This is a genomic window from Mucilaginibacter sp. SJ (assembly GCF_028993635.1).
Classification (GTDB): domain Bacteria; phylum Bacteroidota; class Bacteroidia; order Sphingobacteriales; family Sphingobacteriaceae; genus Mucilaginibacter.
This window is the reverse complement of sequence record NZ_CP118631.1, coordinates 2,307,809-2,324,137: the sequence shown is the minus strand read 5'-3', so window position 1 is coordinate 2,324,137 and position 16,329 is coordinate 2,307,809. Positions and strand designations below refer to the sequence as shown.

General features: G+C 43.7%; 12 protein-coding genes. 10 read left to right on the top strand and 2 right to left on the bottom strand.

Going from position 1 to position 16,329, the window contains the following annotated elements; all coding sequences use genetic code 11:
• Positions 1-30 precede the first annotated feature (30 nt).
• The 5 genes from MusilaSJ_RS09345 to MusilaSJ_RS09325 all read left to right on the top strand — a co-directional run bounded on the left by MusilaSJ_RS09345 (position 31) and on the right by MusilaSJ_RS09325 (position 8,907).
• A complete protein-coding gene (locus MusilaSJ_RS09345) occupies positions 31-1,749 on the top strand; it encodes an alpha-amylase family glycosyl hydrolase (RefSeq protein ID WP_274989714.1) in 1,719 nt (572 codons plus the stop codon).
• 211 nt (positions 1,750-1,960) lie between these two features.
• Positions 1,961-3,331 (top strand): MFS transporter, encoded by a 1,371-nt coding sequence (locus MusilaSJ_RS09340; protein ID WP_274989713.1) that lies wholly within the window; start codon positions 1,961-1,963, stop codon positions 3,329-3,331.
• Between the two features lie 110 nt (positions 3,332-3,441).
• Positions 3,442-5,916 (top strand): TIM-barrel domain-containing protein, encoded by a 2,475-nt coding sequence (locus tag MusilaSJ_RS09335; RefSeq protein ID WP_274989712.1) that lies wholly within the window; start codon positions 3,442-3,444, stop codon positions 5,914-5,916.
• Positions 5,917-6,627: 711 nt separating this feature from the next.
• On the top strand, positions 6,628-8,571 hold the full coding sequence (glgB, locus tag MusilaSJ_RS09330; RefSeq protein WP_274990443.1) for a 1,4-alpha-glucan branching protein GlgB: 1,944 nt from the start codon (positions 6,628-6,630) through the stop codon (positions 8,569-8,571).
• A 144-nt stretch (positions 8,572-8,715) separates the two neighbouring features.
• Complete coding sequence (locus MusilaSJ_RS09325) at positions 8,716-8,907, top strand: hypothetical protein (protein WP_091163041.1); 192 nt, start codon at positions 8,716-8,718, stop codon at positions 8,905-8,907.
• A 14-nt stretch (positions 8,908-8,921) separates the two neighbouring features.
• On the opposite strand, the gene MusilaSJ_RS09320 is transcribed toward MusilaSJ_RS09325, so the two are convergent.
• A complete protein-coding gene (locus MusilaSJ_RS09320; RefSeq protein WP_274989711.1) occupies positions 8,922-9,698 on the bottom strand; it encodes a DUF6348 family protein in 777 nt (258 codons plus the stop codon).
• A gap of 222 nt (positions 9,699-9,920) precedes the next feature.
• Positions 9,921-10,583 (bottom strand): hypothetical protein, encoded by a 663-nt coding sequence (locus MusilaSJ_RS09315; protein WP_274989710.1) that lies wholly within the window; start codon positions 10,581-10,583, stop codon positions 9,921-9,923.
• 398 nt (positions 10,584-10,981) lie between these two features.
• Here MusilaSJ_RS09315 and MusilaSJ_RS09310 point away from each other — a divergent pair, with 398 nt between their 5' ends.
• From MusilaSJ_RS09310 to MusilaSJ_RS09290, 5 genes are all read left to right on the top strand, one after another.
• The gene (locus MusilaSJ_RS09310) at positions 10,982-13,399 is read left to right on the top strand and encodes an ABC transporter permease (protein WP_274989709.1); all 2,418 of its coding nucleotides are present in this window, start codon (positions 10,982-10,984) and stop codon (positions 13,397-13,399) included.
• 163 nt (positions 13,400-13,562) lie between these two features.
• The gene (locus tag MusilaSJ_RS09305; RefSeq protein ID WP_274989708.1) at positions 13,563-14,468 is read left to right on the top strand and encodes a helix-turn-helix domain-containing protein; all 906 of its coding nucleotides are present in this window, start codon (positions 13,563-13,565) and stop codon (positions 14,466-14,468) included.
• 51 nt (positions 14,469-14,519) lie between these two features.
• Positions 14,520-15,245 carry an SDR family oxidoreductase gene (locus MusilaSJ_RS09300; protein ID WP_274989707.1) on the top strand — a complete coding sequence of 242 codons (726 nt, stop codon included), beginning with the start codon at positions 14,520-14,522 and terminating at the stop codon, positions 15,243-15,245.
• Between the two features lie 214 nt (positions 15,246-15,459).
• A complete protein-coding gene (locus MusilaSJ_RS09295) occupies positions 15,460-16,011 on the top strand; it encodes an acyl-CoA thioesterase (protein WP_090532037.1) in 552 nt (183 codons plus the stop codon).
• A gap of 50 nt (positions 16,012-16,061) precedes the next feature.
• Positions 16,062-16,262: a YqaE/Pmp3 family membrane protein gene (locus MusilaSJ_RS09290; protein ID WP_090531506.1), complete on the top strand. Its 201-nt coding sequence runs from the start codon at positions 16,062-16,064 to the stop codon at positions 16,260-16,262.
• The last annotated feature ends 67 nt before the right edge of the window (positions 16,263-16,329 follow it).

Below are 16,329 nucleotides of genomic sequence, written 5' to 3'. Positions count from 1 at the left end.
CAGGTAAAACCACATCATACAAAAAAACGCATGGAACAAACTACCAACCATAAGCTCATCATATATCAGTTATTGCCCCGCCTGTTTGGCAATACCAACACAATTAATAAAACTAATGGATCCATTGAGGAAAACGGTGTAGGCAAGCTGAACGATATCAACGATAAAGCCCTGCAGGAGATCAAAAAAATGGGCTTTACCTATGTTTGGTACACGGGCGTAATTGAGCACGCTACCATGACTGATTATTCGCAATATGGTATTAAAGCCGATGATCCGGATATAGTGAAGGGCAGGGCAGGTTCGCCTTATGCTATTAAGGATTATTACGATATCGATCCCGACCTGGCAGTTGACGTACACAACCGGATAGGTGAGTATGAAGCGTTGATCAAGCGTACCCATAACAACGGTTTAAAAGTATTGATGGATTTGGTTCCAAACCACGTAGCCCGTACCTATGGTTCGGACGTTAAACCGGCCGGGGTGCGTGATTTTGGCGAGGATGATGATAAGAGCAAGGCTTTTAGTCCAACTAACGATTTTTACTATATGCCTGGTCAGGCTTTTGTTGTACCGTCGGGTTATAATCCGGGAGGTGACGAGTTTAATAGTCCGCTGAAGGATGGCAAATTTGATGAGAACCCGGCTAAGGCAACCGGCAATGATGTGTTCAGTGCTGCCCCGTCAATTAATGACTGGTTTGAGACCATGAAGCTGAATTATGGTGTTGATTATATGGATCACCGTCGCGGCTATTTTGACCCTATCCCACCACTGTGGAACAAGGTTTATGATATCCTGCATTACTGGAGCGAAAAAGGCGTCGACGGTTTCCGCTGCGATATGGTGGAGATGGTACCGATTGAGTTTTGGGGCTGGGTGATCCCTAAGCTTAAAGCTGAACATCCGGGCATTATTTTCATCGGCGAAGCTTACGACAAAGGCAAATACAACGATTATATTTTTAAAGGCAAGTTTGATTACCTGTATGATAAGGTAGGCCTGTACGATGCCATTAAACGCCTTACCCGCGATGAACATAACTCATCAACCTGGGAAATTAACGCTGTTTGGAACCACGATAGCAAAGGTATTGACGAGCATATGCTGCGCTTTATGGAAAACCATGATGAGCAGCGCATTGCTTCTAATGATTTCGCCGGTAACCCATGGCTGGCTGTTCCGGGTATGATTGTTACGGCTACGCTGAACACCGGTCCGGTAATGGTTTATTTCGGTCAGGAGGTAGGGGAGCCTGCTATCGGTAATGAAGGTTTTAGCGGTAACGACGGTCGTACCTCTATATTTGATTACTGGGGTGTGCCTCAGCATCAAAAATGGGTAAACAACCATGCGTATGATGGCGCTCAATTATCTGCCGATCAGCAAAAGCTCCGTAGCTTTTATCATAACCTGCTCACAGCGGTGCATAACAGCGATGCTCTTAAATCGGGTGCGTTTTATGAGTTAATGATAGCTAACGAGCGTCAACCGGGATTTGATACCCGCTTGTATATCTACGTGCGTTATACTAATAATCAGCGTATATTAGTGATAACCAATTTTAACCGGAGCGAACGTAAACTAACCGTAAAGCTTCCTGAAGACCTGTTAACAAAATTAAACCAAAGCGGCCATAAACAATTTACCGACCTGCTAAGCGGCGCTAAATTCGATACCGATGATATACGTAATGGTGTTGAAGTAAGCCTGCCAGCTATGAGTGGTATGTTGCTGGAGTTTTGATCAGAATTTACGGAGTTTTAGAATTAACAGAATGCTTATCATGTTGTGAAAATACCATAGTGTTTCGGTTGAGGCCTGTCACCCTGAGCCTGTCGAAGGGTCGCGTGCAGAAACCCTGCTCATCATGCTTCGACAGGCCCGGTATGATACCCTTGTATTCTGTAAATTCTAAAATTTTGTGAATTCTGATTCTGACATTATAAAACCAATTATGAGTAAACCAACTATCGCGCAAAAGCCACGGTTAAGCTTTTGGCAGATCTTTAACATGAGCTTCGGCTTTTTGGGCATCCAGTTTGGTTTTGCCTTACAAACAGGTAACGCAAGCCGCATTCTGCAAACTTTTGGTGCCGATGTGGAGCATTTGTCGTGGTTTTGGCTGGCTGCGCCTATTACAGGTATGGTTGTTCAGCCTATTATTGGTCATTACAGCGACAGGACCTGGAACCGCCTTGGCCGCCGCCGCCCGTATTTTTTAACAGGGGCTATTTTATCTGGTGCAGCACTGTTCTTTATGCCAAATTCATCTATGCTGGCCGCGCTGATCCCGCCAATTGTAGTAGGGGCAGGCATGCTCATGATCATGGATGCATCGTTTAATGTGGCCATGGAACCCTTCAGGGCTCTGGTGGCCGATAACCTGCCCGATAGTCAGCATACCACCGGTTTTTCCATGCAAACCTGCTTGATAGGTGTAGGCGCTGTAATTGGTTCATGGTTACCTTATGTTTTTGCCGAATGGTTTGGAATAGCCAAAACAGCCAATCAGGGCATTGTACCCGATAACGTACTTTATTCTTTCTATATCGGTGCGGCTGTATTGATAGGCGCTATTTTATGGACGGTGGTCCGCACTAAAGAGTATCCCCCCGAAGTTTATGCAACTTTTCATGAAAAGGACGAAACAGTATCTGCGCATAAGGGCGGTTTGTTGGAGATCTTCTCCGATCTGGTCAACATGCCCAAAACTATGAAACAATTAGGGTTGGTACAGTTTTTCTCCTGGTTCGCACTTTTCTCTATGTGGGTATTTACCACCCCGGCAGTTGTTGATCATGTTTACCACATCCCGGCAGGGGATACTTCCTCAGCAGCCTATAATGATGCCGCCAACTGGGTAAATGTATTGTTTGGTGTATATAATTTAGTATCGGCAGTGTATGCTTTGTTATTGCCGCGCATAGTTAAAAAACTGAGCCGAAAAAAAGCGCATGCGTTTTCATTAACTATGGGCGGTTTAGGGTTAATCTCCGTATTTTTTATCCCGGATCCACGTTTGTTAATATTGTCAATGATTGGCGTTGGTTTAGCCTGGGGAAGTATTTTGGCTATGCCTTATGCTATTCTATCAAGCTCAATACCAGCCAAAAAGATAGGCGTATACATGGGTATCTTTAATTTCTTTATTACTTTTCCGCAAATAGTTAATGGCATTATTGGTGGTCCGATAGTGAAATATGCATACAGCGGGCATGCCATTTATGCTTTGGTAATGGCCGGTATTTTTATGTTCCTGGGGGCGATAGCTGTTCTTTTTGTTCGGGATGGTAAGAAAATTCAAATAATTGAAGCTGCAAATTGAATAAAAGTTAAGGATTTGGCACGGTTAATGGTTTTTCGTTAATTCAATTATTGTATATTGCGTAGTAAGTACACTTTATACATCTTTGCAGAAGCCACTAATTTGTTTGAATGGAAAGTAATACCCCAAATCCGGAGTTGATAACCAGTAAGTTAATTGAAGCAGAAAACTTACTTGAAGAAGAAGAGGAATTTCACCATCTTAATAACCCTGCCGATGGTATTAAGCCGGTTGTAAAAAAGTATCTCGGTGTACCCAATCATGCCGATCAGGTGGGGAATAAGTTCTACTTTACTGATGGCGACGCTAAAGTTGAAGTAATAGTTGTTACCGACGAGATTATTCGTGTGAGGCTTGCGCCGCATAGCGTTTTTTTAGATGATTTTTCATACGGGGTACCTAAGCTGCCAACCAAGGCGGCAGGTTTTACCCTGCATGAAGATGATAATGAATTTCGGGTATCTACTTATAAAGTGAACTGCCATATCCGCAAAAAGGATTTCTTTATCTCTTTTTCAGATAGCAGCAACCATGTAACCAGCATCGATGCTGTGCCAATGCATTGGGAAGAGAACGTGCAGGCGGGCGGTTATTATGTGTTTTGTACCAAAACCTGTGCACCCGACGAAAGCTTCTTTGGCTTAGGCGATAAACCAACCGAATTTAACCTGCGTGGCAAAAGGCTAAAAAACTGGAACACTGATGCCTACTCGTTTCAGTGGAACCAGGACCCTTTGTACCGCAGTATCCCTTTTTACATCAGTATAAATGAGGGTATAGCACACGGTATCTTCTTTGATAATACCTTTAAAGCACAGTTTGATTTTGGTGCCGAAGACAGAACTAAAACAAGTTTCTGGGCCGATGGCGGCGAACTGCAATACTATTATATCCACGGTCCGCATATGATGGACGTGGTGAAAAGCTACCATACCTTAACCGGTACGCACCCTATGCCACCACTTTGGGCGCTGGGTTATCACCAATGCCGCTGGAGCTATTATCCTGAATCTAAAGTTAAAAAGATTGCGAAAGGTTTCCGCGAAAACCAGATCCCGTGCGATGGTATCTACCTGGATATCGATTATATGGATGGTTACCGTTGCTTTACCTGGAACCGCAAGTATTTCCCCGATCCTAAAAAGATGATCAGCGAGCTTGCTGCCGATGGTTTTAAAACGGTTGTAATTATTGATCCTGGGATCCGTGTGGATGATAACTACGAGGTGTTTAGGGAAGGTAAGGAGAAAAAATATTTCTGCCGCCGCAGCGACGATTACTTTATGGAAGGCCACGTATGGCCGGGCCGTTGCCAGTTCCCTGATTTTACCAACCCCGAGGTACGCGAATGGTGGGGCGGCTTGTTTGATGAACTGGTGCAAATGGGCGTTGCCGGTGTTTGGAACGATATGAACGAGCCTGCTGTATTTGGAGCAGGTACTTTCCCTGATGATGTGCGTCACCAGTACGATGGTTACCGCGGCTCGCACCGTAAGGCACATAATATTTATGGCATGCAGATGGTGCGCTCAACCTACGAAGGCTTGCGCAAGATCATGAAAAACAAACGTCCTTTTACCATTACAAGGGCAGGTTACTCAGGCGTACAACGCTTTTCATCGGTGTGGACCGGTGATAACGTGGCCTCATGGGAACACCTTAAGCTGGGTAATATCCAGTGTCAGCGCTTGTCGATATCGGGCATTCCGTTTTGCGGTACCGACATTGGCGGTTTTAGTGGTGAGCCCGATGGCGAACTGTTTACCCGCTGGATCCAGATGGGCACCTTTTCGCCGTTTATGCGCGCGCACTCGGCAGGTGATACCAAAGAGCGTGAACCGTGGAGTTTTGGCGAGCCGTTCACGGCAATCAACCGTAAGTTTATCGAACTGCGTTACCGTTTAATCCCATACCTGTACTCAACTTTCTGGGAGCACCACCGCTATGGTTTTCCTATTTTGAGGCCGATAGTGATGCACGAGCAGGATACGCAGGTTAACCATTTCCGCCAGGACGAGTTTACATATGGTGATAAGATCCTGGTTTGCCCTGTGATGGAACCGGGACAGATCAAACGCAATGTATATCTGCCTAAAGGTAAATGGTACAACTTCTGGACTTATGAGCTTGTTGACGGCGGGCAGGAAGTATCGGTTGATACGCCGCTTGAAACTATACCGCTGTTTATAAAAGCTGGTTCGGTGATACCTGAATACCCGGTAATGCAGTATGTTGGCCACAAAGAGATTGAAGAAGTAAAGCTGAATATTTACTATACCGATTATGAAGTAAACTCATTCCTGTTTGAAGATTACGGCGAAACATTTGCTTACGAGCAGGATATTTACCTGGAGAAAAAGTTTGTGGTAAATGGCAGCAGCAAAAATTTAACTATTGATCAGAGCCTGGAAGGTTTATATACCCCACGTTATGACGGCTATCATTTTAACCTGATAGGTTTGCCTTTTACGCCATCAAAAATAAAAGTAGATGGTAAGGAGATTAAAGAATTTCAGCTAAATGATGATAAAACGGTAGAGTTTAAATACAGTAAAAACTTTAAACATATTGAAATAAGCAGATAGTATTTAGAAGAGGTTAAAGCTGAAAGGCAAAAGGTTAAAGGTAGCGGCAGCCTTGTAAATCAAGAAACAAGAACCTTTATAGCTTTGCTTATGTTAAGGGCATCTCATTACAACGCCATTGCTACGGCAATGGCGTTTCCTGTATGAACTCGAATTTATTGAATTAGATGAATGGACAGAATGCTTAGTAAATTCAATGAATTCTCTTAATTCGATGAATTCGAGTTCATACAATTATTCTGTTAATTCTCAAATTCAGTAAATTCTGATTCAGACAATCTTCCCTCCAAAAATAAATCTCCAAAACCCTGCATAATATATTAATCCTGTTATATTTGATTACATATAAACCAAACTCATTCCTGTGATTTGGGTTATTTACTAACACCCTAACAGGTTATCTATATCATGGCCAAAAAAACAACTAAAACCGAGAACCCCTTACCGGATACAAAGCCTGTAAAGGAAAAAAAAGCCGTCACTAAGGTCAAAGCCGATAAAGTAACGCCTGAAACAGGAGCCCCGGAACCTAAAAAAGCAGTTAAATCAAAAGCAGCAACTGCCGAAAAGCCTGTCGTTGCAGAGAAAGCTGCGCCGGTTAAAACAAAATCGACTGCTGCTGAGAAGCCTTCCGCCGTTAAAAAAGCTGCGCCGGCTAAGCCGAAAGCGGTGAATGCCAATAACCCGACAGAAACTGCCCCGCAACCTGTAATGCTTAAAGCCGTTGAACCATACAGCCGTTTTACGGATTTTGATATCAGTTTATTTAAGTCGGGCAAACATTATAAGCTGTATGAAAAACTGGGCTCGCATGTAGTGGAATATCAGGGTGTTATTGGGACTTATTTTGCCGTTTGGGCTCCAAATGCACAATACGTAGCGGTAATTGGCAACTTTAACGGCTGGAACCGCGGTTCGCATAGTTTGAATGCCCGCTGGGATTCATCGGGTATTTGGGAAGGTTTTATTCCAAATGTTGGCAATGGCGAAACGTATAAATACTATATCAAATCATCAACCGGCGAAGACCTGGAAAAAAGCGATCCCTTTGCTTTACGCTGGGAACTGCCGCCGCGTACTGCCTCTATAGTTGCTGATACTTTTTATGAGTGGAAGGATCAGGATTGGATGCAGAACCGTCATGAACATAACGCGCTCGACAGGCCATATTCGGTTTACGAAGTGCATTTGGGTTCATGGGCGCGTAATCCCGAAAGTCCGGACGAGTTTTTAACTTACACTCAGCTTGCCGAAAAAATGGTGCCTTATGTAAAGGAAATGGGCTTCACCCATGTGGAGTTCATGCCCATTATGGAACACCCGTATTATCCGAGCTGGGGTTACCAGGTAAGTGGTTATTTTGCAGCGGCATCACGCTACGGTACACCACAACAACTGATGTACCTGATTGAAGAATTTCACAAAGCCGGCATCGGTGTAATCCTGGATTGGGTGCCTTCGCATTTTCCGGGAGATATCCATGCGCTGTATAAATTTGACGGTACACACCTTTATGAGCATGCCGATGCCCGCAAAGGTTTTCACCCCGACTGGAAATCATATATTTTTAACTACGGCCGCAACGAGGTAAGGGCTTTTCTGATCAGCAACGCTCTGTTTTGGCTGGAAAGGTATCATGCCGATGGTTTACGCGTTGACGCGGTGGCCTCAATGTTATACCTTGATTATTCGCGCAAGCATGGCGAATGGGAAGCTAACAGGTATGGTGGTAACGAAAACCTCGAAGCTATATCATTTCTGAAAGAATTTAACGAAGCTGTTTACAGCCATTTTCCATCGGTACAAACCATAGCTGAAGAATCTACGTCATTTACAGGCGTTAGTCGCCCGGTTTATTTAGGCGGCCTGGGCTTTGGGATGAAATGGATGATGGGCTGGATGCATGACACTATCGATTATTTTCATGAGGATCCTATCCATCGTAAATATCATCATAACGAGATAACTTTTAGTACTATATATGCCTTTACCGAAAACTTTATGCTGCCTTTCTCGCATGACGAGGTTGTTTATGGCAAAGGCAGTATGCTACGCAAAATGCCCGGCGATGAGTGGAGGCAGTTTGCTAACCTGAGACTGATGTACGGATACATGTTCACACACCCCGGCTCAAAACTACTCTTTATGGGCGGCGAATTTGGGCAGGGCGATGAATGGGATTTCGGCAAATCGTTACAGTGGCATGTGCTGCAGTATCCAAATCACCAGGGTATTAGCGAAACGGTTAAGGCGTTGAACCATTTATACCGTACAGAGCCTGCGCTGTATGAAAAGGCCTTTTCGCACCAGGGTTTTGAATGGGTTGACGGCGGCAATGCCAACGATTCCATGCTGGTTTACCGCCGGATGGGGCATGACACTAAAAACGACCTGATGATCATCCTGAACATGACCCCTGTTGTGCGCCGCGATTATCGCATAGGCGTACCCGCTGCCGGTAAGTGGAAAGAGATCTTTAACTCCGATAACGAGAAATACTGGGGCAGCGGCATCATTAACTATGAGCCTGTAAACAGCGATCCGGTAAGCTGGCATGGTAAAAGCCAGTCTATTAAAATTACCATACCACCGCTTGCGGCCGCTGTATTTAAATTGGTACCCGATGTGCCTGCTAAATATGAGTTGAAGCGGTAAGCTGGCCTGATAAAATAAATGCGTCATCCCGAACTTGTTTCGGGACCCCACATGCAAGGTATACGCTTAGTAAAATAGCGAGTGTTAGCCATTTGTGAGGTCCTGAAACAAGTTCAAGATGGCGTTGTTAAATGTGTATAGCATATGAACCCCAAATTCAAATATCTTTACCTTATAGGTGGCATAGTAGCAACTATATTGTTTATTGTGCAAATTGTAGCTACGTATCCAAAGCCTAATACAGTTGGGGTAATCCTTGGCGCTCTGCCAGCTTTGGCCTTGTTTTACTTATCGTACAAGGCTTATCATGTTAAAAAGGATAATGAGTTGATGTGAGGATTTGGTGGCCGCTACAAACCATCATAAACGTCGCATCTCCTGAACATAATTACTTGTTTCAAGGCCATAAAGTCACCTTTCACTACCCAGGTTTCTGCGTGTTTGGTCATTTCGTCAAGGCCATCGTTCCATTGCTGATTATTAAAAACGCATTCGCCTATTATAGTGCCATCGGCTCGTTTGGAAATATAAATTTTTAGAGAGTTAAATTTTTTGTTGATTAAAAACGGTTGAATTTTCTCTCTTAAAGTTTCAAAAAGATATTTTCCGTCCGGCATTTCCTCCCATTGCCCCTGCACCATTAAGTCGCCTAACTTAGGGTGCCAAAGTATCTCCCGAGCATTTGTAATTACCAGCATATCAGCTTCCGGGTCATGAGTATCCGTAAAGCCCTCCATTATTGGCGGAAACACAATGTTAAGGTAATTATCTAAGGCCGAAGTAATCCTCTTATCCATTGTTTCGCCAATACCGGCTAAACATTCATATATCCCTTGCTCAAGATATAAAGGATGCCTGGTTAAAATATTAAGTTGTATCAAAAATGGATGTGCATCTGGCACGTCAATAATTGAGGTGGATATTTCTAAGCCCGAATCAAGTATCAAAGTAAGATATTGCGGATAGCGTTCAACCTGGTGCCCCATTTCAACTAATCTGTCTTTAAGTACCTCTATGAGGTAGCCATTATAATCGCTATATTTTGCAATAGGTTCTTCTTTCTGAGGCTGCGCAGTTGGTTGGATTTGTTCTGGTGGTTTTTTCCTGAAAAGGTCGAATAGCCCCATGATGACTTATTTTGATTATCGGTTTGGTTGCTTCAGCAAAAATAAAGAATCTTATATAATACGGTATTTTCATTTTTATCACTATTTGTCCACCTGCCGGTATCCAACCCTTTTTTATTTGCCTGGACATGAGATATCTGATGCAGAAGGCGTAAGTAAGCCACCCTACAGGCAGAAGCACAATGTTTGCGCAAGGAAATGATCTACTACAAACTTAAAATTCTATTTAGCCGGAAAATGCTGGCCAATCACGAAAATTGCAGCCATTAATGCAATAATAGCGGCCAACACTCCCCATAGTTGAGCAGGTTTCATATTTGATAGTAACTCGCCGACAGTTAGCTCGTCTGGGACAATTTTCCTTCTTTCGGCAGCAGTATTATTTTTGCTAATGCTGAGTGCCTCTACTTTGCTCTTCCAACTGGCCAAAACACCATTAAACTCTACTGTTGATAACGAATTTTGGTTGGGTTTTACTGTCATCACATACCAGTCGTAGCCTTTTTCTAATAAGCCCTCGGCACGTATTCCTTCCTCCACGATAACTAAAATCGGAAGATTCTTAGTGTATGCTATCGCTGATTCAATTTGATTCCAGGGAGTAGCAAATTTGGTTGTTGATAGTGTTATTTCATTAGCGCTGCCCCGTTTTTCAATCCCGCTTTCAAAATAGATTCGCTCAAGTGCAATAACTAAAATGCCTGAACATTCATCCATCAATCCCTTTATTGATTTTAAAGGCGAATCAGAACTGAATGTATTTCTTCCGATGGTGTTGGGAATCAAATTTTCGCTTCTAAGTCTGTCTTCTATAGCTTTTACAAAATCTTCCTGGCTGGGAGTTGAGGTTCCCCCAACACTGATAAATACTTTGGGTTGATCCATGGTAATTGAAAATAAGGTTGATTGTTATTGGTTGATAATCAGGTTTATAATTGTCTGTAAGTTAGTTATAATACTTAATCAATACAAAACACTAAACAATCCACTACACGAGGTAATGATGTTTGGTCAAAGCCTTCTCTGTCCGTTCATTTGCTTGTGTCCAACGATTTCAAATTACCCGGACAAGATGCAGAAGGCGCAAGTAATCCTCTCATAGGCAGCCACACAATACTTGCGCAGTAAAAATAACCTAACCTCAAATCTCTAACCACAACCGCACAATCACTGTTCGAAAACGAACACTTCCGTAGATTGTATTTAATTTAAAATATTGATATTCAGTAAATTAAAAACAAGGCATGTAATTAGCTGAAATTCAGGTATAAACCATTACAATTATGCTTAAAAACTACCTGCTGGTCGCTTTTAGAAACCTTTCAAAAAACAAAGCTTTCTCAGCTATTAATATAATAGGGCTGGCTATTGGTATGGCGGCATGCCTGCTCATTTTGCAATATGTTAGCTTTGAGCTTAGTTTCGATGACTTCCACATCAAAAAAGACCGCGTTTTCCGGATTAATCAGGACAGGTACAACAATGGCAAGTTAAGTACCCAATGGGCTGGCGGGGCTTTTGCACCCGGCACAGCATTTAAAAATGCGTTGCCCGATATTGAAGAGTACGTAAAGATTGTAGGAGCAGGGCAAACCATAGCCAATTACAGGGATCAGAAAATGGTAATCCGGAATGTTTACTATGTAAGCGATGCGTTTTTTAAAACATTTTCTTTTCCGCTGATAAACGGCGACGGAAATACTGCACTTAAAGAACCCAACACCGCGGTAATTACCCGGCAAATTGCTGACAGGCTTTTTCATGGCGTAAATCCCGTTGGGCAAACCTTGTATATTAATACAGATAAGCCGCTTAAAATTACCGGCGTAATGGAAAATATGCCTGCCAATACGCATATGAATTTCGATATCATGCAATCCTACACTACGCTGCTTAAAGAAAACCCGCCTAATAAAGATTTTAATCTCGATAATGCCTGGCTAAATGACGGCTGCACAACTTACCTGCTGCTTAAACCCGGAGTTGATCCGCGTATTTTGGAAGCTAAGTTTATCCCCGTAGTAAGAAAAGCTTATGATAAATATCCCGGCACGGGCGAAGGCGGCATTTATACACTTCAGCCGGTAAAGGATATCCACCTGTATTCCAACAGGATGCTGGAGTTTCAGCCCAATGGTGATGGCAAATCAGTGTACTTGCTTTTGGGGATTGCCATCTTTGTGATCATCATAGCATGGATCAACTATATCAACCTGGCTACTGCCCGAGGTATTGGCCGGGCTAAAGAGGTTGGGGTGCGTAAAACTTTGGGCTCGTCAAAAGCACAGTTGATTACCCAGTTCATGTTGGAGGCCATGATGCTTAACGCCATGGCTATAGGCCTGGCATTGCTTATCATTATGGCCTGTTTGCCTGCATTTGCCAATATTTCCGGCATGCAGATGGGGTTTACGTTATTTGCTAAAGCAGCTTTTTGGTTGGCTGTTTTGGGAATCTTTGTGTTGGGCTCATTCTTCAGCGGTTTTTACCCGGCCATTGTATTATCGGCGTTCAGGCCGGTTGAAGTGATGAAAGGCAAGATCCTGGCGTCGCCAGGGGGAGTGATATTACGTAAGGCAATGGTAGTATTCCAGTTTGCTGCCTCGATATTTTTACTGATAGGATCGCTTACAGTGTTCAAACAACTTAAATACATGCAAAGCCAAAAGTTAGGGGTAAAAATAGATCAAACACTGGTCATTAAAGCCCCGTTGGTTAAGGTAGATTCGTTTTATCGTAGCATGAGTTCATTTAAACACGAATGCCTGGCGCAATCTGCGGTTAAAAGCGTAACGGTATCAACCTCAATCCCTGGCGAACCTGTGGGCTGGAACGCAGGCGGTATCAAGCTGGTAGGCTCTGATCAGAGCACCAGCAAGCAATATCGTATCATAGGTGCCGATTATGATTACCTTAACGCTTACGATATGAAGCTGATAGCGGGGCGTAAATTTTCGAAAGAGTTTGGCGACGAGCCGCACAAGGTGGTATTTACCAAAAAGGGGATTGAGCAGTTAGGCTTTAACAAACCTGCTGATGCCCTGGGTAAACGCATTGATTTTTGGGGACAGGTTTATGAGATAATAGGTGTGGCCGATAACTTTCACCAGCAATCATTACATGATGCTTATGATGCCATGATATTTCGTTGTATCCCAGATGTGCGGGGGCCGGTATCTGTAAAGATAAGCACCACCAATTTGCCCCAAACCATTGCGGAATTAAAGAAAACCTGGGCGGCCTTTTTTCCCGGCGACCAGTTTGATTATTTCTTTTTAGATCAGCATTTTAACGAGCAATACAAAACCGATCAGCGCTTTGGGCAGGTGTTTGGCGTATTTACGGGCATCGCCATTTTTGTGGCCTGTTTGGGCTTATTTGGCCTCGTATCATATACCATTGTACAGCGCACCAAAGAGATCGGCATCCGCAAGGTACTGGGAGCTTCGGTAAACAGTATTTTAAGATTACTGTATAAAGACTTTGCCCTGCTGGTAGTTGTATCGTTTGTGATTTCGGCACCAATAGGCTGGTACGCTATTCATCAATGGCTGCAAACATATGCTTTCAGGATGGATATCAACCCCTTCCTGTTTGTTATTCCATTTTTCCTGGTATTGCTGGTTGCCTTCGCAACAGTTTCGTTTTTGAGTGTGAAAGCAGCACTGATGAACCCGGTAAAGAGTTTAAAGACAGAGTAGGCAAAAGCCCCATCCAACCCTCCCCACCGGGGAGGGCTTTTATAAAAGACGTGTCTAAAAGTCTCCTCTGTCGGCGGAAATTTAGGGGGGCTGGCTAAAAACATTTACAATGCGCTGTTAGTTGGCTATTTAAACAATATCAATTAATTGCGTACTTTGCTTTATGCTTGTTTTAACCGTTCCCGAAAAAGTTTCTATTCCCACTTACACGCTTGCTCCAAACAGCCATGGCGGTAAGGTTATGATAGATGTGCGCGAGGTGGGTGGGCATTGCGGCGAGTTTAGACTTGATCCTGCATTTCTGCAACCTCACCGAAAGGATTTTTACTTTTTTGTACTGGTTAAAAGTGGTGCTAACCGGCACTGGATAGATTTTGTTCCTTATACAGTAAAACCCGATACTTTTTACTTCACAGTACCGCAACAGGTACAACTGAAAGAACATTCTGAACCTACTGAAGGCATTATAGCCAGCTTTACCGACGAGTTTTTACAACTGGAGGACAACCGCATACTTAAACAGCTTCCTATTATTCAAAACCCTGCCGCCGCGCACGAAATAAGGCTTAGCCCGGCAGATGTAGCTTTTGTAGAAGATACCATGCGTAAAATGCTGGTTGAGTTTAATGCTGATGGTACCTGGCGTAACCAAATGCTTACCTCGTGGCTGCGGGTGCTGGTGATATACCTGAGCAGGCTGTACAGCGAGCAGTATAATGAAACCTGCGTTACGCTAAACTATTGTCTGCTTAAAAGCTTTCAGGCACTTATTGGCGAGCATTATGCCAGCCAGCATGACGTTGCCGCCTATGCCGAAAAGCTAAATCTTACACCCGGGCATTTTACGGAAGTTATTAAACAACAAAGCGGTAAAACAGCTATCACCCACATCCACGAACGATTGATTGTTGAGGCCAAACGCCGCTTACTGCATACCGAACTATCGGTAAAGCAAATCGCCGATGAGCTTGGTTTTGAAGATGCTGCATACTTTAACCGTTTTTTTAAACGCCTTGCCGATACCACGCCTATAGCTTTCAGGATGCAAATCCGGGAAATGTACAGTTAATGCCCTGCTATGTGCAGCGGTAAAAATATCGCACCTCCGTAGTTTTGTATTATGGAAAAACAAACAGTTTTAATAACAGGGGCCAATAAAGGTATTGGCCTGGAAACCGCCCGCCAGTTAGCTACCGCCGGCTACTATATTTACCTTGGCAGCCGTGACCAGGAGAGAGGCGAAAAAGCCGTTGGGCAACTTAAAGCCGAAGGATTAAATGATGTTGAACTATTGCTGATAGATGTAACAAGTCAGGCATCTGTACAGGCTGCTCATGATGAGTTAGCCGCCAAAATAGATCATTTGGATGTATTGATCAATAACGCCGGTATTCCCGGCCCGTTTCCTCAACCGGCTCCCAATTTGAGCGATGATGCCGTGAAAGAGGTGTTTGAAGTAAACTTTTTCGGTGTTATCCGTACAACACGGACTTTCCTCGATCTGCTTAAAAAATCCCCAAACCCAAGAATAGTGAACGTAACATCCGACCTCGGTTCATTAACCTATCATAATGACCCTAACTGGGAGCATTACGAGGTTAAGACAGGCGCTTATGGTCCGTCGAAATCAGCACTGAACGCCTATACTGTTGCCCTGGCTTATGACCTTAAAGACCAGGTTAAAGTAAACATGGTGAACCCCGGCTACACTAACACCGAATTTAACGGTAACCGCGGGCCTAAACCCGTTGAAGATGGCGCTGCACCAATTGTAGCGTACGCCATGATAAATGCTGATGGCCCGACAGGTAAGTATGTGAGCGATTATGGCGAAACGCCCTGGTGATTAAGAAGTAAAATTTAAGAAGTCAGGAATCAAGACCCGGGAAGTTAAGATTTTAGATAAAAGAGAAAGGGCCGGAGATTTTTCAGCCCTTTTCTGTTTTTTAATCTCATCGCGCTCGTCGCTGCATGGTATGAATCAATTAGCTCATCCAATCCTCAAGGGAGAGGATTGGGGTGAGGTTTTTTCCTATCTTTGCCCCAAAAGCAGACTGAATATGACCGGAAAATCGCCGCAGGAATCATACACCATCATGAACGAACTGGTATTGCCCAATGATACCAACACTTTAAACAACCTGATGGGTGGCCGCCTGCTGCATTGGATGGATATTGCCGCTGCTATTTCGGCACAAAAGCACTGTAACAGGATAGTGGTGACCGCTTCAGTAGATAACGTATCGTTCCAATCGCCGATAAAGCTGGGTGATGTGATCAGCATTGAAGCAAAGGTTACCCGCGCGTTCACTACTTCTGTTGAGGTAAGGATGGATGTATGGGCGCAAAACATTCCGTCGGGCACTAAAGTAAAAAGTAATGAAGCCTATTATACCTTTGTTGCTTTGGATAAAGATGGCCAAAAGACAACTGTGCCCGAGCTGGTACCTGAAACGGATAAAGAGCGCGCATTGTATGAGGGTGCACTTCGCCGCCGCCAATTGAGGTTAATATTAGGCGGAAAAATGAACCCTAATGATGCTACTGAATTGAAAGCGCTTTTTTTTGGCGACCAGTTGCCACCCAATCTTGGTGAAGAAATAAAGCAGTAACAAAATTCCCGGCGCATTGTCTAAATGGTTTAAACATTAAAACTACTGCTATGCGATATTTTCTGTGCTTTTTACTGCCACCGCTTGCCATCCTTACTACCGGCAGGATAGGTGCATTTATATTGAATATATTTTTAACCCTTTTCTTCTGGATCCCGGGCGTGATCCACTCCATCCTGGTAACCAGCGATTATTATGAGGCTAAACGTCACAGGCAACTGATGCGGGCGACAAGGCGTTACCGTTGGTAACCTTGATTCGCTTGATTATTGGATTCCCTGAGGTTTTGAATGAGATTATTTCGGACTATTCTATCAA